23 protein-coding genes, 1 pseudogene and 1 riboswitch are annotated in these 23,177 nt (G+C 33.3%); of the genes and pseudogenes, 16 read left to right on the top strand and 8 right to left on the bottom strand.

The annotated features are described in order from the left end of the window. Nucleotides 1-1,037: 1,037 nt before the first annotated feature. A complete protein-coding gene (locus tag QXW15_RS03775; protein WP_048100868.1) occupies nucleotides 1,038-2,531 on the top strand; it encodes an MFS transporter in 1,494 nt (497 codons plus the stop codon). Nucleotides 2,532-2,537: 6 nt separating this feature from the next. On the opposite strand, the gene QXW15_RS03770 is transcribed toward QXW15_RS03775, so the two are convergent. Then, entirely contained in the window at nucleotides 2,538-4,082 is a 1,545-nt protein-coding gene (locus QXW15_RS03770; protein WP_055032344.1) for an FAD-dependent thymidylate synthase, read from the bottom strand. Between the two features lie 180 nt (nucleotides 4,083-4,262). Between QXW15_RS03770 and QXW15_RS03765 the strand changes: the two genes are divergently transcribed. Both QXW15_RS03765 and QXW15_RS03760 read left to right on the top strand, forming a co-directional pair. Beyond that, entirely contained in the window at nucleotides 4,263-5,105 is an 843-nt protein-coding gene (locus QXW15_RS03765) for an NAD(P)H-binding protein (RefSeq protein WP_048100866.1), read from the top strand. 144 nt (nucleotides 5,106-5,249) lie between these two features. Further along, entirely contained in the window at nucleotides 5,250-5,717 is a 468-nt protein-coding gene (locus tag QXW15_RS03760) for a GNAT family N-acetyltransferase (RefSeq protein WP_048100864.1), read from the top strand. Between the two features lie 3 nt (nucleotides 5,718-5,720). Here QXW15_RS03760 and QXW15_RS03755 read toward each other — a convergent pair whose 3' ends face one another. Both QXW15_RS03755 and QXW15_RS03750 read right to left on the bottom strand, forming a co-directional pair. Further along, a complete protein-coding gene (locus tag QXW15_RS03755) occupies nucleotides 5,721-6,053 on the bottom strand; it encodes a hypothetical protein (RefSeq protein WP_287950650.1) in 333 nt (110 codons plus the stop codon). A gap of 94 nt (nucleotides 6,054-6,147) precedes the next feature. Further along, entirely contained in the window at nucleotides 6,148-6,912 is a 765-nt protein-coding gene (locus tag QXW15_RS03750; RefSeq protein ID WP_287961335.1) for a transposase, read from the bottom strand. A 233-nt stretch (nucleotides 6,913-7,145) separates the two neighbouring features. Here QXW15_RS03750 and QXW15_RS03745 point away from each other — a divergent pair, with 233 nt between their 5' ends. The 5 genes from QXW15_RS03745 (at nucleotide 7,146) to QXW15_RS03725 (ending at nucleotide 10,097) form a co-directional block, all read left to right on the top strand. Continuing rightward, nucleotides 7,146-7,223 carry a DUF211 domain-containing protein gene (locus tag QXW15_RS03745; RefSeq protein ID WP_287961336.1) on the top strand — a complete coding sequence of 26 codons (78 nt, stop codon included), beginning with the start codon at nucleotides 7,146-7,148 and terminating at the stop codon, nucleotides 7,221-7,223. Further along, nucleotides 7,220-7,405 carry a hypothetical protein gene (locus QXW15_RS03740; protein WP_287950656.1) on the top strand — a complete coding sequence of 62 codons (186 nt, stop codon included), beginning with the start codon at nucleotides 7,220-7,222 and terminating at the stop codon, nucleotides 7,403-7,405. The genes QXW15_RS03745 and QXW15_RS03740 overlap by 4 nt, the downstream gene beginning before the upstream one ends. Further along, complete coding sequence (locus QXW15_RS03735) at nucleotides 7,402-7,743, top strand: hypothetical protein (protein WP_287950657.1); 342 nt, start codon at nucleotides 7,402-7,404, stop codon at nucleotides 7,741-7,743. Before QXW15_RS03740 ends, QXW15_RS03735 begins: the two co-directional genes overlap by 4 nt. A gap of 26 nt (nucleotides 7,744-7,769) precedes the next feature. Beyond that, nucleotides 7,770-7,872, top strand: a riboswitch (TPP riboswitch). Then, nucleotides 7,859-9,079, top strand: a complete 1,221-nt coding sequence (locus tag QXW15_RS03730) for an MFS transporter (protein WP_287950658.1) — start codon at nucleotides 7,859-7,861, stop codon at nucleotides 9,077-9,079. It overlaps the preceding riboswitch by 14 nt. A 1-nt stretch (nucleotide 9,080) precedes the next feature. Then, the gene (locus QXW15_RS03725; RefSeq protein WP_287950659.1) at nucleotides 9,081-10,097 is read left to right on the top strand and encodes an AIR synthase family protein; all 1,017 of its coding nucleotides are present in this window, start codon (nucleotides 9,081-9,083) and stop codon (nucleotides 10,095-10,097) included. A gap of 154 nt (nucleotides 10,098-10,251) precedes the next feature. Here QXW15_RS03725 and QXW15_RS03720 read toward each other — a convergent pair. Next, nucleotides 10,252-11,373: pseudogene (locus QXW15_RS03720) on the bottom strand (IS256 family transposase). A 2-nt stretch (nucleotides 11,374-11,375) separates the two neighbouring features. On the opposite strand from QXW15_RS03720, the gene QXW15_RS03715 reads away from it, so the two are divergent. From QXW15_RS03715 to ilvA, 8 genes are all read left to right on the top strand, one after another. Then, entirely contained in the window at nucleotides 11,376-11,864 is a 489-nt protein-coding gene (locus QXW15_RS03715) for a CRISPR-associated endonuclease Cas1 (RefSeq protein ID WP_342789986.1), read from the top strand. A gap of 139 nt (nucleotides 11,865-12,003) precedes the next feature. After that, nucleotides 12,004-12,732: a transposase gene (locus tag QXW15_RS03710; protein WP_342789985.1), complete on the top strand. Its 729-nt coding sequence runs from the start codon at nucleotides 12,004-12,006 to the stop codon at nucleotides 12,730-12,732. A gap of 42 nt (nucleotides 12,733-12,774) precedes the next feature. After that, on the top strand, nucleotides 12,775-12,912 hold the full coding sequence (locus QXW15_RS03705) for a hypothetical protein (protein ID WP_287961370.1): 138 nt from the start codon (nucleotides 12,775-12,777) through the stop codon (nucleotides 12,910-12,912). A gap of 448 nt (nucleotides 12,913-13,360) precedes the next feature. Next, nucleotides 13,361-14,986, top strand: coding sequence for a thermosome subunit beta (gene thsB, locus QXW15_RS03700; RefSeq protein WP_048100862.1), 1,626 nt, complete (start codon nucleotides 13,361-13,363; stop codon nucleotides 14,984-14,986). A 69-nt stretch (nucleotides 14,987-15,055) separates the two neighbouring features. Then, entirely contained in the window at nucleotides 15,056-16,021 is a 966-nt protein-coding gene (locus tag QXW15_RS03695; protein WP_342789984.1) for an FAD-dependent oxidoreductase, read from the top strand. A gap of 22 nt (nucleotides 16,022-16,043) precedes the next feature. Next, nucleotides 16,044-16,949 (top strand): ornithine carbamoyltransferase, encoded by a 906-nt coding sequence (gene argF, locus QXW15_RS03690; RefSeq protein WP_048100860.1) that lies wholly within the window; start codon nucleotides 16,044-16,046, stop codon nucleotides 16,947-16,949. Nucleotides 16,950-17,083: 134 nt separating this feature from the next. After that, complete coding sequence (locus QXW15_RS03685; RefSeq protein ID WP_342789983.1) at nucleotides 17,084-18,703, top strand: formate--tetrahydrofolate ligase; 1,620 nt, start codon at nucleotides 17,084-17,086, stop codon at nucleotides 18,701-18,703. A gap of 84 nt (nucleotides 18,704-18,787) precedes the next feature. Further along, the gene (gene ilvA / locus QXW15_RS03680; RefSeq protein ID WP_054963875.1) at nucleotides 18,788-19,993 is read left to right on the top strand and encodes a threonine ammonia-lyase; all 1,206 of its coding nucleotides are present in this window, start codon (nucleotides 18,788-18,790) and stop codon (nucleotides 19,991-19,993) included. A gap of 1 nt (nucleotide 19,994) precedes the next feature. Here ilvA and QXW15_RS03675 read toward each other — a convergent pair whose 3' ends face one another. Genes QXW15_RS03675 through QXW15_RS03660 form a run of 4 tightly spaced genes read right to left on the bottom strand, consistent with a single transcriptional unit; the run spans nucleotide 19,995 to nucleotide 23,165 of the window. Beyond that, the gene (locus QXW15_RS03675) at nucleotides 19,995-20,333 is read right to left on the bottom strand and encodes a hypothetical protein (protein WP_342789980.1); all 339 of its coding nucleotides are present in this window, start codon (nucleotides 20,331-20,333) and stop codon (nucleotides 19,995-19,997) included. A gap of 31 nt (nucleotides 20,334-20,364) precedes the next feature. Further along, nucleotides 20,365-20,631 carry an acylphosphatase gene (locus QXW15_RS03670; RefSeq protein ID WP_287950194.1) on the bottom strand — a complete coding sequence of 89 codons (267 nt, stop codon included), beginning with the start codon at nucleotides 20,629-20,631 and terminating at the stop codon, nucleotides 20,365-20,367. 58 nt (nucleotides 20,632-20,689) lie between these two features. After that, entirely contained in the window at nucleotides 20,690-21,706 is a 1,017-nt protein-coding gene (locus QXW15_RS03665; protein ID WP_048100855.1) for a hypothetical protein, read from the bottom strand. A 1-nt stretch (nucleotide 21,707) separates the two neighbouring features. Continuing rightward, nucleotides 21,708-23,165, bottom strand: a complete 1,458-nt coding sequence (locus tag QXW15_RS03660) for a cytochrome ubiquinol oxidase subunit I (RefSeq protein ID WP_048100854.1) — start codon at nucleotides 23,163-23,165, stop codon at nucleotides 21,708-21,710. Nucleotides 23,166-23,177 lie beyond the last annotated feature (12 nt).

Here is a 23,177-nt window from a genome sequence, read left to right as displayed (position 1 = left end):
ACGCTTCTTAAGAATTCTTTGAATTATTGAAAAGTAATTTGTGGATGAATAATCAATTTTTACAACTGTCAATACAGAAGGATTAAAACGGGTTATACTTAATAAGCTTATTAGTGGTAAAATTCCATCCTAACAGGTTTTAAATAGCCCATCTATTTTACTTCCTATTGCGCTTTCATGGAAATTTAAGAAAAATGCCATGGTTTTTATGCTTAATCCATAATATCTCAGCTTGTGTGATGTAATTAAAAACAGAATCTATTTTTCAACATAATATTCTTCTATATTCTTATTATTTATATCTATTATAATGGAAATTATCGACACAAATAATTTTTTAACATTCCATATCATTATATGAATGAACTAATGAATCAGGCAGAATCTCTAAAATCATACAATCTGCACTTGAAAAAGTTCATTTTGTTATCTTGTATTTATATATACATATAATAATATGGTTTTAAGTTAAATTATTCCATTCTATGTAAACCTGAGAAGGTGGAATCTCGTATTTTTCAAATATAATATAAGGCCTTGGCCTGCGTAAAAATCTATAACAGGTATCTGTTGGAAAATTTAATGAATGGCCTTTTCATAAAAATGTTTAATATATACCTCTATTTATTTTTTACCTTTTATTAAAATTTTATATTATCCAGTAAATAGATATAATTATTTTGCTGTAGATTTAAAATGGCTTTTTGAAATATTATAATAATGTAAACAAAATTTCAAATGCAAACAATTAATTGGCTAATATTTTATAATTAATAAACTTTTCCATGGAAGATGTAAAAGTATATCAATGGCTTATCAAGAATGTGGTAATAGCTATAGACAAGTATATTTTTTAGATCTAATACGCATATTGTATTCCCTATTAAATCATAATATAAATTTATTTACTTTTAATGTTATAATATTTTCTATATTTAATAAGATAACATTTATAATGGTTATTTATTATAATAATTAATTTATTTAGTAGTATATTATGGCAAAATTCTTATATAAACAAACATTATTAAAATATTATGCAGCAGGATATACAAAAGAATGAACTAAAAAGCAGAATACCTTTCAGATTAGATAGATTACCTTTTAGCAGATGGCATGTTCTTGTGGTTATAGCCTTGGGTTTTACATGGATTCTGGATGGCCTTGAGGTCACAATGGTGGGCGTTATAGGTTCGGTACTGATAAGCCCAAAAACTCTTGATTTTACCTCTGCAGAGGTGGGATTCGTTGCCACTGCCTATTTAATTGGTGCTGTTATAGGCTCTGTATTTTTTGCCGAGTTAACAGACATACATGGACGGAAAAAATTATTTATGGTAACATTAAGCGTTTACATCCTTGGCACTGTTTTTACTGCATTTTCATTTAATTTTCCATCGTTTTTCCTGTTTAGATTTATTACAGGCCTTGGTATTGGTGGGGAATATGCTGCAATAAATTCGGCAATAGATGAACTAATGCCATCAAAATATCGTGGGAGAATAGACCTTGCAATCAATGGGAGCTGGTGGGTTGGCACCATAGTGGGTTCCATAGGCTCTCTTTATTTACTAAATACAAGCATATTTCCTATAAATTTGGGATGGAGATTATCATTCGCAATAGGTGCCATACTGGCAATAGCCGTTCTATTAATAAGGCGCTATGTTCCTGAATCGCCAAGATGGCTGTTAATGCATGGTAAACTTGATGAGGCCAGAGAAATTACCACAAATATTGAGGATACAGTATCAAAAAGCACAGGAAAGGACCTTGAACAAGTTTCAAGATATATAACCATAAAACCACAGAGGAGAATAAGGGCCAAGGAAATTGTGGATACGTTATTTAAAAAATATCCCAAAAGGACTGTACTTGGTTTATCATTAATGGCCGGTCAGGCATTCCTTTACAATGCAATATTTTTTACGTATGCTCTTGTGCTTAAGGTGTTCTATGGTATACCGTCTGATGAGATAGGCTATTTCATAATACCATTTGCAGTTGGAAACTTTGTTGGCCCTCTGGTGCTTGGAAAACTTTTTGATACAAGGGGTAGAAAGCTGATGATATCATTCACATACATTTTCTCAGGGGCCCTATTAATGCTAACAGCGTATTTATTTTACATAGGAGTTTTAAATGCAGTAACACAAACACTGCTCTGGTCAATTATCTTCTTTTTTGCCTCTGCAGGGGCATCATCAGCATATTTAACAGTAAGTGAGGTTTTTCCTGTTGAAATGAGGGCAATGGCCATAGCCGTGTTTTATTCAATAGGTACGGGTATAGGTGGTGTGCTTGCACCCTCGCTGTTTGGTATATTAATTGCCTCAAAATCTCCATTCAGCCTATCTATGGGATATTTGCTTGGGGCATCTCTAATGGTTATATCAGGAATTGTGGAGATTTTCCTTGGTGTAAAGGCAGAGAAAAAATCTCTTGAGGATGTGGCAAGACCACTCACCGCAGAGGATATTGAATCATATAATAAAGAACCGGTTAATTACAATAATGAGGAGGCAAATTAAATATATTTATTGAATTTCTTTTTTCTTTGTTTCTTTTTTGAACTCTGCCGGCAGCCGACCAAGCTTATAATCCGACTCATCGACGAATTTTATTAACCTTGAAAGCTGTGGATGTACCCTTTTAACCTCATTATACATTTTCAGTGCAACTGTTCTAAGATCAGGGTGCACCTGTGCATTTGACCTTAATTCAATGAAATATGTGAGTTCATTAAGATTGATATTAAATGCCACAGGGTATCTATATGCATACGGAACAATGTACTGGGCCAGATCGGGGCCATTTTTTTCTTTTATATCAAGATATAAATTTCTAGCTTTTTCCATTAATGTTACATAATCATTTTTTAGGTCTTCTGTTTTATTTATTGTTTCCGGTATATCATATCCATAATAAACGCTTAGTGGTTTTCTGACAATTGACATAAACCTGTGCCTCTGCAGCTCCCTGAATGCACCATAATTTGTATTAACCTGAAATAGATAATTTATTGCCTCAAATGGACGCCCAATTTTATGCCTCCTGTTTTTTCTTATTGAAATGAGATTATTTAATAGCCTTTCCTTTTCCTCCTTTGTTAAATCAATGCTATTGTAATCTCCATAATAGCGGTAAACCATAAGTTTTAAGGCCTTATTTATTGCATTTTCCTCATCCTCATAATCAAGGAGTGAAACGGTATTTATTGATCCAAAGTTCTGCTGTTCCCTGTAACCTATAAGATCACGGGACATATTATACTCTATCTGTTCAATGCCATGTTTTGATGTGGCGTCATCTATGATCTCCGGCATTTCATTTTTTAATTCATTATAAATTAAATCCGCATATTTTAGGCTCTCCTTGGTTTTATACTCACCAAGACGCTCTATTAATGCTATAAATGCCCTACCATTACCAGATACACCAATATTCGTAAGTGTTGATGCCGGCAGAACTAGTCTAATCTCATCCAGTACAGATGATCTTAATGATGACTTATACGCCTTTGTTACTGAATCATCATCAATATTTTTTATCTCTGAATAATTATAAACTTTTCCGCCAATTTCAAAATTAAATTTCTCTATTGGATACATTTCCGAGTATATTTTAATCATATCATCGTATGATTTAGAGTAAAAATCAAAAAGTTCATTGCATAATTCATTGTATTCATTTTCATACTTTTTTATGCCTGCACCATCGGCATCCAGAAAAAGGTAATGGCCATTAACCTTTTTATTATATTTAACATATCTTGATGATTTTTCAAGATATGACAGGCCTATTCTTGATTCTTCTATAATTTTTGATAAAATATTTGAAACATTCTGTATGCCCATCTGTGCAGTTATAAGCTCAGATATTGATTCATCCCCATAATCGAGGAAGATTTTCTTATAAAAATCTATTGCCTTTTCTGGATTATTTTTAAATTCTTTTTCATAAACTGATCTTATATCCAAATTAACTGTTCTACTGTACCTTGACATTAAAGCCCCGCGGTCTATCATTTTTTCTGTTTTTATCAAAAAAACATCACGGTCATTATTTGAGAAATCCTGCATAAAAAGATATATAAACAAAAGATATATATAATTAATGCATGCAGTTTGTATAATATTTAAAATTTTTATTTATACACTTTAAAAAATTGATTTCCCAAAATTTTCAAAGGAATATTATAAATATTGGAATAATTTTCCTATTTTATAAAATATTTTTATATTTCTGCAAGATAAAGGTGTATGAAATTACTTGTAATTGGTGGATCTGGTTTTGTCGGAAGCAATATCATCCAGCAGCTTGATGCAGATGAAAAGGCCTATTTTTCTAGAAATCCGTCTGAAAAACTGGATAAGCTGGGCATAACCTATATAAAAGGCGATATTAGAAATTATGACGATGTTGAAAAGGCGATTGAAAATTATGATGTAATAGTTCATGCAGTTGATGTGCTTATAGAAAAGGAAGAAAAACATGAAGAATTGTCATTAAATGGCATGAAGAATATTGTAAAGGCTGTAAATAAATACCGTAAAAACCAGAAAATAGTATACATTTCAGCAATAAACGCTGATAAGGGAAATACAGATTATTTTAGATATAAAAGACTGGCAGAGGATAATGCCGCCACATTAAAAAACTCTCTTATAATAAGACCATCAACAATGTACGGAAATGGAGATAAATTTACAAAGATGCTTATAGAAGCGGCAAAACAGAAGGTACCATTCCTGCCGAGGAGTGGAAATATGGCACCGGTTTATATAAATGATATGATTACCGTGCTTAAGAATTCACTGGATAAATCAGGGATTATTAATGTATGTACAAGGGAAAGGGTAACATTTGCTGATATGTTTAATACTGTAAGGCTTAAATTGGGATTAAAGCCTGTGAGAGAGGTATCCCCCATAATTTTTAAACCTGTGCTTGGAAGCCTTGAAAAAAGGGGATTATTAACAAGAGAGCAGTTTTACATGCTTGGACTCGATTATTATAAAGAAAATACATCTTTATACAGATATGTCAATGAACCAATGACATATGAAAAATTTATCAGGGATACAGACCTAAATAATTTTTAATGTAATTATATAAACAAATTAAATAATTTTTTTGATGTATTTATAAAATACTTCTAACAATGGCACATGCATTAAAATAAGGAATTCATACTTATTATAGTTAAATAATAATAAAATTATATATTATTTAATAATTATAATATAATGAATATTTCGCCATTAAAAATTGGAGATGAATGCGCTGTAAGGAACGTTGCCGAAATGTCGTGGAAATATGCATATAAAAATATATACACCGATGAATACATTGATTACTGGATTAATAAATATTATGCATTAGATAATATAAAAAATGATATAGAAAAATCAATTAATAATAAAATACTATTTTACGGTCTTTTTGATAATAATTTATTAACAGGATTTATTGAAATAGATAAAATAAATAAAATTATACTAAGGTTTTATTTAATGCCTGATTATATTAAAAAATGCTACGGCACAAAATTGCTTAAAACAGCTGAGGAAATTATTAGGAATGAAAAAATTGAAAAATTAATATTATACGTGAATAAATTAAATTCCATGGCCATATCATTTTATAAAAAACATGGCTTTGAAATAACAGATGAGGATAATGAGGACTATTTAATGGAAAAATACTATAAATAAAACTTATTTGCTTTTTAAATTATCGATAATAACCGATGCATTAAAAATAAAATTGCCTATTTCATCAGGATTTGCATTGTTAAATTTTAATTTATATGGGTATGTTATGTTATTTCCTGTTAATATTATTATATTAACATATTTTTTACTAAAAATTATAAATAATGTGGCTGTTATAAAAAGCAGCAAACTTATCATTCCATTGCGAAGAAACAAAAGAAATAATATGCCCAGAAAAATAAAAAATAATGAAATATTTATGTAGCTTTTTCTTACATTCTCCTGTGAAAAGCCTTTTATTTCATTTAAAGGTAAATATTTCATGGATGAATCCAAATAATCATCTATATTATATAAATAAATAAACCTTTTATCTGTAACTGCAGCCTTTTCATGTGATTTAAATTTATTTTTTAGGGCGTCTCATGTTTTAGCAAACGACGATTTTCATCATCTCCCTTGGTCTATTCCCTGTCTTTATGTTCGATATGATCATGAGGTTGTATGCGATTACCTTCAATCCAACCGCAGTGTCATAATCCCTATTCTTGACATACCATATATTCTCCATATACATTATACCCTCAAGGATGGAGAATGTACGCTCTATCTCCCAATGGAGGGAATGAAGCGGCGAGTATTTTTTCCTGAGATCTATGCCTATTCTTCGGTTTACAGATAATCTCCCCTGTACGATGCCTCTCCTACTATTGGTATCGATCACTGGAGTGGAATGGGTGCTCTCGAATATGTAATCGTATATCTCAGATGTATCGTATGCAGAATCTGCAAGTATATACGAAAAGTTTCTAACAGAATCGACCATCCTATGTGAAAGTTTTGAATCATGTATGTTTCCCTTGGTGACGATCCATTCCATGATGATGAGCGTATCAACGTCAAGTGCCATATGGCATTTTCTTCCATAGGACCATCCCTTGGTTGTCTTTGACCATCCACTGTACGGATCCCTGTAATTACCCCATACCCTTCTCCTCATTGCAGTTGAATATTTGCATGTATGTATCATGAAGGAATCCATGGCTGCGCATTCCTCCATGGAATAGAGGAATGCGATCTCCTGGTTTATCGCATGCAGATCGAACTTACGAGATCTCACTGATAAGGTCTGAAACGATGGTATCTCACGAATCCCCATCATGGCAAGGTATTCTTCATGATTAAGGAGAAACATGCTGGAGGATCTGTACGATATTCCGAATATCTGCAGCAGGATGAGGATCTTAAGGATCTGTCTATATCCGTATACTTCCTCTTCCTGTCATCAAGCGGAATAATATTATCTATGATTTCCATTATCAATGGGATATGCTTCCGCGGCATATCCCAGTATTCTAATTCTGTTAATAATGTTAGATGTTTGTCTGACTATTCTGGAAAAGCGAGACACCCTATTATAATTATCTAATAAAAATAATTGAGGACATGGGCTGTGCAATACATTCAATAGATGAGGTTGTCACCGGCAAGCATTTAATAAAATGATTAAAAAATATTTGTTTCCAATAAGCATAGGATTATCCGACGGTATTATAACAGCATTAATACTCGCATCAGGTGGCATAATAGGAAGCACGCATATAAATTTATATGAGGCATTTAAGATATCCTTTGGTTCATCCTTTGCAGGAACATTTAGCTATTTTATTGCACAGTATGCGGTTTGAATGAGGAATTACATAGAACAGCAGTGCAGCTAAATTTAAAATCAACAGATTATCTTTTAAAGGGGCATTTAGGATCTGGAATATTCATGGAATCACTTATAGGTGCATTGATTGCAGCAGTTTTTGGTTTTCTTGGTGCATTAATACCATTGTCATCGCCATTAATAATAGAAAATAATGTAATAATACCATTGGCATTATCATATATATCGCTTGCAATTCTTGGCCTATTTATAAGCAAAACAACAGCAGGAAGGGCACCATTCTGGATAACAATAATGGTTTTTGTTGGAATAATAGTTACCATAGCAGGTTATTATCTGAAATTAATAGTCTGAACAAAATATTTTTATATTAAATAATAGTATAGTTATTGGGGAGCCATTAAATTGGCTGAGAGGATAGGGATCGACCCATGGAACCTGATCCGGGCAATGCCGGCGGAGGGATATAATGGATTATTATGCAAAGTATTCAGAGCTAAGAAGGGATATTGATAGCCATAGGTGGGGTTATAACGATACATTAATATTAATAACAATGATCTCAACATTTTTTGTCTGGGGTGTTGTTTTAAGCATAGCACCATTAATAACAACATGGCCATTTATACCAAAATATTTTGATGTTTATATAATATTTTCATCGCCTGCGGGTCTTTTATTAGGCAATTTTTTCCTTGGATATATTTCTGACAAATCTGGAAGAAAAAAATTATTTTTATTTACGGTTATTTTAACATCCTTTGGATTAATAGGAATATCATTGCTAAAAAATCCTTATCTTATGATTTTTTTTATTTTTATATCTGAATTCGGCCTTGGCGGCGATGAAACAATATCACTTGCATATTTAAGTGAATTGTTACCGTTGAAGTACCGTGGTGTTGTTTTAATAGAGACCTCAAATGTTGCAAACATATCAATAGTAATAATGGCAGCAATATTTTTATTTATACCATCATCGGTTTACATAGATAAATTTTCATTGTTTACAATAGCAATTTTGGGTTTTATAATATCATTCATTACAAGATTAAAACTAAGTGAAAGCATACGCTGGGACTATTTAAAAAAGCACAATATAAAGGAAAAAATTAAAATAAATTTTAAAAAGATAATTAATTTTATATCATTATCATTTATTGCAATAACAATAGTTGTTGGATTTGCATTTTCAAGCCTTGTTCTCGGCCCATATGAATTTCCTAAATATTCATCATTAATAATATTCGGATCAACAATTGGTGGTACAATAACAGGTATAATAGGCGGTTTTTATATGGGTAAATCAAGAAGAAAGATTGTTTCATTAATAGGATACACGGGAATGTTTATTGTATGGTTAATTGTTTTAATATTTCTTAAATTTATATTATCAAATATATTATATTTAATAATAATGATATCAATAAGCGGTATTTTTGGTGAATTTGGCTGGGCATCAAGGGAAATGCTTGAACCGGAAAACTTTGAAACATCATACCGTGGAATGGGAATAGGAGGTGTAAGAATGGTTGGATATTCAGTTTATATAATATCTGTATTTCTGCTTGCAAACAAAACAATTTATTTTTATTTGTATTATTTGCTTATAATATATTTAATAGGCTTTTTGGGCTCCATAATATATTATATATATGGAAGGGAAACAAAGGATATGAGTGTGATTTAAAATGCTTGGCAAAATAGATATGAATTTTTTTGAGAAATACATAATAAACAGGACCGGCTATGATGATAAAAATGCAATAGTTAAGCCAAAAATGGGTGTTGATGTTGGAATAATAAAAACCGGAGATAAATATATTGCAGTAACAACAGATCCATTATATATAAATCCTGCACTTGGACTAAAAAATGCAGCATGGTTTGCATTGCATATATTATTAAGCGATTTGTATACATCAGGAATAAAAGCAAATTATATGAGCATAGATTTTAATCTTCCAGAAAGCATAAAGGATGATGAATTTAAAATAATATGGGACGAAATAAATAATGAATCATTAAAATACAATTTAAATGTTATAACAGGGCATACAGCAAGATATGAAAACTGCAACTATCCAATGATAGGTGGTGTAACATTAATTGGCATAGGCGATGATTACATAACAACAGAAAATGCGCATGCTGGTGATAAGATAATAATGACAAAAACATGTGCACTGGAGGCATCTGTCCAGCTAGCTTATATTTATGAGGATTATATAATAAAAAATCTTGGTGAAAATGTATTAAAAAATTTAAAAAAAATGTTTTATGATATGTCCTGCATTAATGAGGAGATTTTGGCAATTAATTATGGAATAAAAAATAAAATAACATCAATGCATGACGCAACCGAGGGCGGATTATTAAATGCAATATATGAAATAGGATATGCATCAAACAATGGAATTTTTATAGATAAAAATAAGATAATAATAGATGAAAATGTAAAAAAATTGTGTGATTTATTTAATATAAACCCATTAAGGTCAATAAGTGAGGGGACATTATTAATAACAGTAAAAAATGATTATGCAGACAAATTTTTAAAAATTTTAAATGATAACAATATAAAATCAAGCATAATTGGTGAGGTCAGGAACAAAGATTATGGCATAAAAATCATGGAAAACGATAAATTAACAGATATAATACCAGGAAAGGATGATTTCTGGAAGGCAGTATCATCCATGCATTAATTATTTTTGTGTGTATTATAAATCATACATTTTGGTGGAATTATTCACTGTTTATTATAACTGATTATGGTTATAATTATAATGGTAGAAAAGGATTTTATTATATGAATAATCAAAAGGCAACAAATATAATAAATGCAGTTATGAATTTCTATTATGGTTTAATTGAACATAGATTATTAGATCGTGTACCATATTCTGTGTATTTATAAAGGGTACTTCCTATTGAACATTTCCTTAATCTATCATGGCATTTATAGTATCCGTTCATCTTCCTGAATGCATGCCTGGAATTGAATTCTATTGATTTTAAATAGAATATCTTCATTGCAGAATCCTCATCAGGGAATGATGATACTGTTTTTATCCTTCTTCTTATTTCCCCATTCATTCTTTCTATAATATTTGTTGATTTTAACGAATTCCTTATTCTAGAGGGATAATCATAGAATCTTAATAATTCACCTAACTTTATTTCAGTATTATATATTATATTAGGATACTTATTCTCCCATTTATTTTTCATTTCATTGAATCTTATTATGGCCTCTTCCTTATTATTGCACCTAAACATTTTATTTGCATCATCCATTATTTCTAAATCCTTTTCCTTTACCTTGGATTTCAATCCCTCATATAATGTATGGTGCATAATTGAAAATCACTTCCAGGATATACCAGGATATATATTCATTATTTCCTCATCCAGATTATTTATACCATCTGCTATAAATAATAATGGTTGTTTTAATCCCCTTCTGTACAGATCCTCTAATACATCCTTATAATTATTATGTGATTCCTTAATTGTAAGATAAAATCCTAATATTTCATACTCTCCGGATTCCTTTATTCACAATGCAAATATTACAGGTTCTTTATCTACAGTTTCCCTTCTTAAATAGAAGAATAATCCATCTAACATTACTGCAATATACTTATTATCAAGCCTTCTATTAACAAATTTATTTACCTCCTCCAATGCTAGATCTGTTATCCTTGATACTGATGATGGTGAATACTTATTATTGAATATCTCCTTTAATATAATGGATATTCTTCCTGTTGATATACCATTTGAATACATTGATGTTATTAATTCATCAAGGCTTATGGACTTATTATTGTCTATTATAGCACTATGGAATTTATTATCCCTGTTCCTTGGCACTGATAAATCCTTGATCTCGTCATACCTTGTTTTTAGGTTCCTCTTATAATAACCATTCTTTATTCCGGGATTCTCCTCTAAATATTGATCCTGTTCTATTTTCATAAGTGCTTCTATTTTTTCATTTACTGTCTGTTCTATTAATTTCTCTACATCCGATATGTTTATATTGCCATATTCCATATTTTATTACCTCCTGTTGTTCAAAGAGGTATTTCTCCCTGTTATTTAATGATCATTTCATTATTAACAGGGGGATTTATATTTACACAAAATATGGTACACAACCATTATTAACACAAATATGTTATTATGGTTATGATTATAATATATCATTTTTACATACACCACAGTATAATAAATTACCTTTAACATATGATTTAATAGAATTATTAAGGTCAGATATTGATAATATAGTTTTAAATATGGCAAAAAATAGAAAAATTAAACTTAATGATTTTACATTAACAGATAATGGATATTATCTTATAAAAGAAGAAAAAATAAAGAAATACCTTAAAGAAATAAAACCAATTGAAAATAAAACAAAAAATACAGTAAAAGATTTTACAAAAATATTAACAACAATAACCTAATTTATGCATTAATATCCAATTTTAAAAATCATTATTTAATTATCACTGTTAAATCTTATTTTTACATGTAGCGTGTCCAAACTTTCATAATTTGTTCGACAATTGTCATATTTATTAATTTTAAAAATATTGGTGGGATATGGCAGGAAACCATATCCCACTAATTATGCAGAGGTTGGCTCAAATAGTTACGGAAGATAGGATAAGAAAATATTCTGCATTCCTGATTGTAAAAATTATTGTAATATTGAAAATATATGGGGTATCATACAGGTCATCTAAATACTTCTTCAATAACCATAGAGAATTCATGGAATTATTGAATATAAAGGATATACCAAACTTCAGGACATTATCCTACAGATCTTTAAGGATAGACTGGCATTATATAAATGCAGCAATAATAGATATGATAGATCCTGATAATGACAGTGCTGCAGTAGATTCATCCATTGTTAAGACCTGCAGGGATACAACAGCACAGAGGAGAAGGAAGAATAAGAAATACAAGGATAATGAAAGTTCATGGGGCTACGGCACAATGGGCTATGAGTATGGAAGGAAGGTGCATGCAGCTATTGATACAGATTCATTATCCATACAGGAATGGAAGGTTACCACTGCATCTGTATATGACAAGACTATAGCATTTGAAATGATTGACTCTATAAGGAACTATAATTATATTTTAATGGATGCTGCATATGATTCCTCTGATATATATGATTATATTTTTGAGAATGCACATGCTATCCCTGTAATTGATACCAATAGAAGAAGGGGCATTGTTGAGGATAGATTATCGTATAACAGAAAGCTGGGAATAGAATTAAGGAAAAAGGAATCATCCAGGTATAAGTTGAGGTGAGAGATAGAAAGGACATTTTCCATTCTTAAGGAAATACTTAAAATGGAATATATCTGGTATGTGGGAAACAGGAACTATGACATAGCTATTGGTGAAATAATAGTTGCATACAACTGCATAGTAATTGCCGATAAAATTACAGGAATCTCAGGAAGGAAAATTATGTATATCGTGAGTTAACGTATGTTTGGACGCCCTATTATTTTTATTAAAATTCCTTTCAGGAAAAGTTAAAAGTATTTTTTCATCCTTATTGAGATATTTATTGAGAATCAAATAATTCTCTTTGTTATTTATATTATCCATATAATAAAATATAAAATAATATAATAAATGTTTTTGCATATAAAAGCCTTTTTAAATATACTTTCCATGTATTTATAAGAATTTCACTTTATTTTAAGCATTGCGTTTATAGAGAACATTTTAAAATTCTGAATGAATGCTTAGAATTAAACAGATGTACTTGCTTAATTTACAGCATTTCCTTTCTGAATGCATTCTAGCATTTAATTATCATGGATTTACATTTATTTTAACATATGATAATTTTATTAAATGGAATTATAAACGTTTGATTAACAAAAAAGTTTATATTGAAGAACATATTTACGAATGTGATGGTATTATGATATCAGGTCAGACACCAATATTAATATTAAAGGAAGGTACAGAAAGGCAGCAGGGAAAAAATGCACAGAAGAATAATATAGAGGCCGCAAAGGCAATTGCCGATGCAGTAAGAACCACACTTGGTCCAAAAGGTATGGATAAGATGCTGGTGGATTCTATTGGTGATATAGTAATTTCTAATGACGGTGCAACAATATTGAAGGAAATGGATGTGGATCATCCGACAGCAAAAATGATAGTTGAGGCATCAAAATCACAGGATACTGCTGTTGGAGATGGCACAACAACAGTTGTTGTTCTCGCCGGAGAACTTTTAAAGCAGGCCGAAAGCCTTCTGGACCAGGGGGTTCATTCAACAATAATAGCCGATGGTTACCATCTTGCAGCTGTTGAGGCAAAAAAGGAGCTTGAAGACCTCTCACTTAAGGCAAACAATGATGAAACATTAAAGAAAATCGCAATAACAGCCCTTTCAGGTAAAAATACTGGGGTTTCATCTGACTTCCTTGCAGACCTTGTTGTAAAGGCAATAAACAGTGTTGCAGAGGAAAGGGATGGCAAAATAATGGTAGACACAGCAAATATTAAGGTCGATAAAAAAAGCGGTGGCAGTGCTGCAGACACACAGTTTATAAATGGAATAATAATAGACAAGGAGAAGGTTCATTCAAAAATGCCAGGAATTGTAAAGAATGCCAAAATAGCGCTAATAAATTCCGCTCTGGAAATAAAGAAAACAGAAATAGATGCAAAGGTTCAGATAACAGACCCATCAAAGATTCAGGACTTCCTTGACCAGGAGACTGACACAATGAAGGAGATGGCAGAGAAAATAAAGAAATCAGGGGCAAATGTTGTATTCTGCCAGAAGGGTATAGATGATACAGTGCAGTACTACCTTGCAAAGGATGGCATATACGCAGCAAGAAGGGTAAAGCAGAGTGATATGGAGAAACTTGCAAAGGCAACTGGAGCAAAAATGGTAACAAATCTTGATGATATCACAGAGGATGTCCTTGGAAAGGCAGAAACAGTGGAGGAGAGAAAAATAGGCGACGACAGGATGACATTTGTAACCGGCTGTGTCAATCCAAAGGCAGTAAGCATACTTATAAGGGGAGGCACAGAGCACGTTGTGGATGAAATTGAAAGGGCAATGAATGATGCCATAAGGGTTGTTGCCATCACCAAGGAGGATGGAAAATACCTGCCAGGTGGAGGGGCAATAGAGGCTGAGCTTGCAATGAAGCTTAGAAACTACTCCAACAGCGTAGGTGGCAGGGAGCAGCTGGCCATAGAGGCATTTGCAAAGGCCCTTGAGATAATACCAAGGACACTGGCTGAAAATGCAGGAATGGATCCAATAAACACATTAATATCATTAAAAGCTGAGCATGAAAAGGGGAACAAAACATTTGGAATTGATATGGACAACTCAAAAATAGACGACATGATAAAGCTTGGCGTATATGACACATTCAGGGTAAAGACACATGCAATTGAGAGTGCTGTTGAGGTTGCAACCATGATACTCAGAATAGATGATGTCATAGCCAGCAAGAAATCATCCGCACCATCAAACCCACAGGGCGGAATGGGCGGCGGAATGCCACAGTATTAATTTTTATTTTTCTTTTTTGTCAAAGTTTTTATTGTATTTAGCTATTAATAATAAATTAAGGCGATTTTTATGATGCAGTTTAATGTTAGAAGCAATGAAAGGGATTACGAAACTGATTATGATGTCATCATAATTGGGGCAGGGGCTGCAGGTTACTCCGCAGGAATATACATAAAAAGGTCTGGAATGAGCGTGGCCATACTTGAAAGAGAGGCTGTCCCAGGCGGTAACACCGCACTTTCACCACTTGTGGAAAACTATCTTGGTTTTAAGGCCATAGAGGGGTCAGATCTTGCAGAGGAGTTTAGAAAGCATTATTCAGAATATGGTAAGATAATAACAGAAATAGAGGTAAGGGATATCAAAAAGGAGGGAAACAACTTTGTAATTGAAACAAACAGGGAAACATTCACTGCAAGGGCAGTAATAGTTTCCACAGGAACAACGCACAGAAAAATGAACGTGCCAGGTGAGGAGGAATACTATGGTAAGGGTATTTCATACTGTTCAACCTGTGATGGATATCTTTTTAAGGGCAAGGATGTTGCTGTTATTGGTGGTGGAAATTCTGGAGCAATTTCTGCCCTTTATCTAAATGGCATAGCAAAAAATGTTTCAATAATAGCACATTCAAAGATTAAAAAATGTGAGGATGCATATATTAAAAGCCTGGACGAGAAGAAAATACCATTTATACTGAATGCCGAAACAGAGGAGTTTTTGGGGGATGGAAAAAAACTGACAGGCCTTAGATATAAGGATCTGGTAACAGGTGATGAAAAAACTGTTAACCTCGATGGTGTTTTTATTTATATAGGTGTGATACCCCAGACATCGTTCCTGAAAAATATAGGAGTTAAGCTTGATTCCCATGGATTTATAGTAACAGATGATAAATGCAGGACAAATGTTCCTGGAATATATGCGGCCGGTGATGTTATTGCTGGCAGTGAGGAACAGATTGCAACTGCTGTTGGTGATGGGTCCAGGGCGGCAATAACACTTTATACTGATAAAATGAACAAAAAATTTTAAATCTTTTTTATACTTACATGTTATGAAAAGGGATATATTATCTGTTATGGACATGAAGGATGATCTTGAGGATATTATTTTGTTATCAATAAAATTGAAAAGGGATAGGAGCATCAAATTTTCAGAGAAAAAAATTCTTGGCATGATTTTTGAAAAACCGAGCACAAGGACAAGAATATCCCTTGAATCTGCCATGGTGCAGCTTAATGGAACTGCAATATATCTAAGCCCAAAGGAGATGCATCTTGGTGATGGAGAGACAATAGAGGATACGGCGAGGGTTATGTCCAGATTTTTGGATATAATCTCTTACAGGGCATACAGTCATGATATGGTTGTTGAACTTGCCAGATATTCAAGGGTGCCTGTTTTAAATGCACTTGACAATCTGGAGCACCCCATGCAGATTGTTGCTGATTTTATGACAGTATATGAAAAGAAATCAAAGTTATCAGGATTGAAACTGGCATATATAGGTGATGGGAATAACATGGCAAATTCCCTGCTTCTTGGTGCATCCATACTTGGCATGGATATCTCCATAGCATGCCCAGAAAATCACGAGCCTGATAAAGAAATAATAAGATCTGCAAGGGAGATGGCCTTAAAGACAGGTTCCAGAATTGAGATAGTAAGGGAGCCAAGAACAGCAATAGATTCGGCTGATATTGTATACACTGATGTATGGGTATCCATGGGCGAGGAATCGGAAAGGGCCGAGAGGGAAAAATTATTCAGGCCGTATCAGGTAAATTCAGAATTAACAGATTTTGCCGATAAAAATTTTATATTCATGCACTGCCTTCCAGCGCACAGGGGGCTTGAGGTAACAGATGATGTAATCGACGGCATACATAGCGTTGTATTTGATGAGGCAGAAAACAGGCTATACAGTGAAAAGGGAATTATATATAAGGTTCTTTCATAAATAATTTTTTAGGATTTTTTAAAATAAATTGATCCATATTTGATTATATTTTAATCCATATAATTCTATATTTTAATGTTTAAAGTTTCATATATTCAATTAATTTTATAAATTAATTTAACATAATAGTTATAATGATTGAGATTTCAAAAATTATGGAAAAACTTGGTGTAAATGATTATGAACTTTATGGAAAATACATAGCAAAGCTGCCAGTTGATGTAAAAAAATATGGTGAGAAAAGGGGTAAATTGATTTTAATGACTGCAATGACACCAACACCGGCAGGAGAGGGGAAAACAACAACTGCCATAGGTCTTGGTCAGGCCATGACAAGACTGGGTTTTAATGCCGGCATAGCAATAAGGGAGCCATCACTTGGACCATGCTTTGGTGTTAAGGGTGGTGCAACTGGCGGTGGAAAATCAACTGTTGAACCCTCAGATAGAATAAATTTAATATTTACAGGAGATTTTCCTGCAATTGCTGCAGCTCATAATTTGCTCTCGGCCATGATAAATAATCATATCTCCCATGGAAATGGTCTTGGTATTGATCCTAAAAGGGTTGTTTTTCCAAGGACTGTGGATATGGATGACAGATCATTAAGATCCATAATTGTTGGCATTGGAGATAGGAATAATGGCACAATGATGAATGATTCCTTTGTGATAACTGCCGCATCAGAGATCATGGCAATAGTTGCACTATCAAAGGATTATAATGATTTAAAGGAAAGGCTTGGAAATATTCTTATTGGTTATACATATAAAAATGGGCCGGTATTCGCCAGGGATATTAGGGCTGCGGGTGCAATGGCGGCACTTCTTGTGGATGCATTAAAACCAAATATGGCGCAGACAGCTGAAGGAACGCCGGCAATAATACATACCGGTCCTTTTGGAAACATAGCGCATGGGACATCAAGCCTGCTGGGTGATCTTATTGGATTGAAAATTTTCGATTATACAGTAACTGAGGCGGGATTTGGATCAGATCTCGGTTTTGAGAAGTTTATGAATATATTTACAAGGGAAAGCAAAATCATACCAGATTCTGTTGTTATTGTTGCGACTTTACGGGCAATGAAATTCCATGGCGGGGCACATAATATCGATTATGAAAATATTAATGCCATAAAAATAGGATTTCAAAATTTAATCAGGCATGTGAATATAGTCAAAAGCTTCGGACTTATTCCTGTTGTTGCAATCAACAGGCACAAAAATGATACAGATGAGGAGATAAAAACAGTTAAGGACCTGTTAATGGAAAATAATATAGAATATGCCATTTCAGATGTCTATTTAAGGGGCGGTGATGGTGGAATAGAACTTGCAAGGGCCGTAATTAAAAATATAGAAGAAAATTCTAATAAAAAAATATCATACACATATGAATTAAATGAAACGCCCAGGGAAAAAATAGAAAGAATTGCAAGGAAGGTTTATGGTGCCTCCAGTGTTAATTTTTCAGATGAGGCAGAAAAAGACCTGAAAATAATTGAAAAGTATCAATTTAATGACTTTTACATATGCATGGCCAAAACACAGTCCTCAATTTCAGATAACCCTGCACTTTTAAACAGCCCAGAAAATTTCGATATAAATATTAGAAAAATTTTAATTAATTCCGGGTCAAGATTTTTAATACCGGTGCTTGGAAATATAATGACAATGCCAGGCCTTCCTAAAAAACCTGCAGCGGAAAATATAGACATAGATGGAAATGGAAATATTATTGGTTTAAAATAAATTTCATCAGTATATAAAAATAATATATAATTTATAAACGTTATTTTTTCAAAGAATATTTATTTAACAAAACGATAATTAGCCATGATTACCTTTGATGATGTTAAAAATGCTGAGAAAATTATTGATGGAAGGCTGCATAGAACACCACTGGTTCATTCAAAAACCTTTAGTGATATGTTTAATGCAGATGTATATTTTAAAATGGAGATTTTTCAGAAGACAGGGTCCTTTAAATCCCGGGGAGCCTTTGTAAAGTTTGCATACTTAACAGAGGAGGAAAAGAAAAATGGCGTGATAACAGCCAGTGCCGGGAACCATGCACAGGGCGTTGCATTCGCTGCAAATGCCTATAATGTAAGGGCCACAATAGTAATGCCGGAGTTTACAACACCGGCCAAAATAAACGCAGTTGAATCATACGGTGGCCATGTAATACTTAAGGGATCAAGCTATGATGAGGCGCATGATTATGCTGTTAACCTTGGAGTTGAAAAGGGGATGACATTCATAGAGGCTTACAATGATGAGAAGGTTATTTCAGGCCAGGCAACAATAGGCAAGGAGATAATGGATGATTTAAATCCTGATGTAATTATAGTACCAATAGGTGGGGGCGGCCTTATTTCAGGAATATCGTTTGCAGCCAAATCTATGAATCCAAATGTAAGGGTAATAGGGGTTGAGTCTGAAAAGGCAGACTCCATGGTAAAATCACTAAAGGAGGGCAGAATAGTTTCCTACACAAGCAATGATACAATTGCTGATGGCATAGCTGTAAAGTATCCCGGGAATATCACATTTGAGATGGTTAAGAAATACGTTGATAATGTTGTTACAGTGAATGATGAGGATATAGCATATGCACTTTTTAAATTGCTTGAAAGGGAAAAGGTTCTTACCGAACCCTCAGGTGCAGTGGGGCTTGCCGCATTGCTTGAAAACAAAATTGATGTTAAAAATAAGAAGGTGGCCATTGTTTTATCCGGCGGAAATATAAACTTCCTGTTACTCTCAAATATCATTTACCGCGCACTTGAAAGGGAGGATAAATTGATCAGGCTTGAATTTAAGCTTCCAGACCATCCTGGAATAATGATAAAGATAGTTAATGCAATTTCCAGCGTTGGTGCAAATATATACCATGCTGAGGTTGATAATCTTAAAAAAAATACACCAATAGGATATCAGAACCTTTTATTTACAGTAAATATTGTGGATAAAAAAAGGATTAATGAACTTCTGGAAAAGTTAAATAAACTTGGCTTTGAATATAATATTGTAAATTAATTTATATTGTATAATACCATTTATAAACACCCCTGGCCTGAATATATCCACCAAGAATATTGCTCTGATAAACACCGTATACGAGAACATATGAACCAGTTGCAGGAGCAGTGCCATTATAAAATACATCTATGGTGTTTCCGTAGTCATTAACTGTCATAAATGTCTTATTATTCACCGTTATTAATCCCGTAATATTTCCATATATATAATATGATTTTCCGTTATGCATTGAAGATTCTGAGGTGTTTAATGCCAGCGGTATTATACCATATGAAACAAGAATTATAATTATCAATATTGCAATATATATTATTTTTCTTGATGTTCTTTTTTTCATGCAATCTTTAAATAAATATCCATATATTAAATTAATGTATTATGGAAAATTCATTAATATTATCATATTTTTCAGGCGTTTCAACTGTCCTATCTATAACAGCTCCTGGAATTTTATGTGCATATTTCATTAATTCCCTAATTTTATCCTCATCGCCGCATATCAACGATTCAACGCTTCCATCATCAAGATTTTTAACCCAACCATAGAGACCAAGTGATATTGCCTTTGCTCTTATATGGGCCCTGAAACCTATGCCCTGAACATTTCCATAAAAAATGACATGAATGCAATTCATAAATAATAATAGTAAATAAAAATAAATATTTTACACTAAATTTATATAAAAATTTTTTTTAGTTTTCCTTAACTGCCTTGTCCTCGACCTTTGTTTTGGCCGTTGATACTTTTGGCATTATTTTACCACTGCTGTAAAGGTATGCATATAATAACATCAGCAGAAGATAGAATATTCCTCCAAGTATGCTCAAATAGAAATTAAATGCAAGCATTGAATTGGGAGAGGCAAATGCATTAACAGGAAATGCCCCGCCTGCTATCTTTGTTACAGGTAATTCAAGGGATAGCATTGCAAAGGTCATTAATGTAAACCACAGTGGCTTATATGAAGCATACTCTGTCGTTGATTTCATCATATACATTACCGGTATTATTAATGTAAGTATTATTGGCACTGCAAGATATGCAGCCACTGAAACCTTATCTATATGTGCAATTTCCAGGTATGCATATGAATCGAGTATTAAACCGATAATTATTGTTGCTAATGGTACATAGCTTGTGTTTTTAACTGTCCTGTAAAAGACCTGCGACATGCCAAATGAGATGAATAGGGCGCCTATAAGGAATACCCAATAAACACCACTGCCAAGTATTGGTAAATAATTTATGTATGATGCATCGAGTGGTTTTAATACCAGATGTATGCCAAGGCCTGTCATTAATATTGCTATGGCAGTAACGAAACCAACAACCATCAAAAACGTTGTAACTGCATAGAACATGTACAGTGGTTTGCTGTCAACCTTCTTCCATATGAACTCAGCGTATATTATTGAAGCATTTCTAAGCACCAGTAAAAGAACGAACAGACCAACCACAGGTATGAACAGGTATGATGCTATTGGTGTAAGACTTGAATATATTAATTCTAACTCAACAACAAAGAACACTATCATTGTACCTGTAATTTCCCAGATTGGCACTATATGCTTTAACACGTTTTCCTTTGTTTTTTCATAGTTTATAAATATCGGGAATATTGCAATAAATTCTGATCCAAGGAACGCAAACATTGCAGCCAGAACCAGCTTAATGAATACCCCATCAGCATTCAAAAAAAATGAAGACATTTTATCTCATCCCCGCTTTTATTCCACTTATATTTTTCTTTTCCTCCTCTATTCCAAGATCCTGCTCAGCCTTTTTGAGATCATCCTCGATGTTGCTCAGTTTTAATACCTTTGCGTTAAAGTAGAATGTAAATGGTATTATTATGGCGTAAAACAGTATCACACCGACACCTATATACCATACTGCAGGTGAGTAGGATGCAGCCTGTGATAATGACATAACACCGTAGTACATATGGCCATTAACAAGTATTCCGCCTGGGGTTGGTGATTTTATAACGTATGGTACCCTGCCCACTTCAGCTGTCCACCAGCCATCCTCCATTGTAAACATACCAAGGGCGCCAAGGACAATAAATGAGTAAAGCACCCATTTCATGTTATAAACATTCTTTTTTAATGCCCTGAGTATCAGGAATACAAGCCAGAAGAAGCCCATTAGGACGCCAAAGCCGACCATCAGGTCAAGGAGATCATGCACGAATGATGGTGCCCATACGCTTGATGGATATGATGACAGACCCGGTATTGCGCCATGGCCAAGTGTCGTCGGATATGCAAGGAGTGACTGCGCCAGTGGTAATTTTAGATAATCTGCGGCATGACCGTTTATAATTATGCCGAATATATATTCGGGTGCACCGTATGTTACAGGATGCATGTCAAGCTCAAGTGATGCATATTTTAATGGTTCAAGGGCAAGAAGCGTTGATAATTCAAGTGATCCACTTATACCTATGAGTATAATATCTATTATGCCTATCACAGAAAGAATATTCATGGCGTTCTTGTCTATAATCTTTTCATCATCGTTTTTGGCCTTAAGATATTTGTATGCAAAGTAAGCAAGCAATGCCATTGCCCCCGCAAAATACATTGTGGTAAACATATGGAATAGCTGTGCCCCTGTTGATGGCTCATAGAATACCTTTAACGGGTTAACATCCTTAATTACACCATATTGCAGATAATACGGAATATTGAATGAACCTGTTGGTGTGTTCATCCATGCATTAACGTTTGTTATTAGCCATGCTGAGCCGCCTGTTCCTATAAGGACTCCCCAGCTGACAAGCCAGTGGTTCCAGCGGTTTTTAAAGTTGTCCCAAAAATAAACATATATCATTAATGTTATAGACTCTACTAGGAATGCAAAAACCTCTGCATAAAAGCTTGACATTGCAACAGCGCCAACGACCTCCATGAATTTGGGCCAGAACAGGAAGAGTTCAACGGCCATAAATACTCCCGAGGCGGTACCGACTGCAAAATTAATTACAAGTGCTATGGTGAGTTTATGTGCAAGGACCTCATAATGTTTATTTTTATATTTTAGTGCAATAAATTCAGATATTGTAATGAGCAGTGCCATTGCCAGTGTGATTGCCACCAACAATATATGCGCACTAACCGTGTATGCAAATATAGACGCATCCCAATTTATATACGAAATTGCCATATTAATCAAGAA

It is taken from the genome of Acidiplasma sp. (genome assembly GCF_038728925.1).
Lineage (GTDB): Archaea > Thermoplasmatota > Thermoplasmata > Thermoplasmatales > Thermoplasmataceae > Acidiplasma > Acidiplasma aeolicum.
The sequence above is the reverse complement of the archived record's forward strand: the minus strand, read 5'-3'. Positions and strand labels throughout refer to the sequence as shown.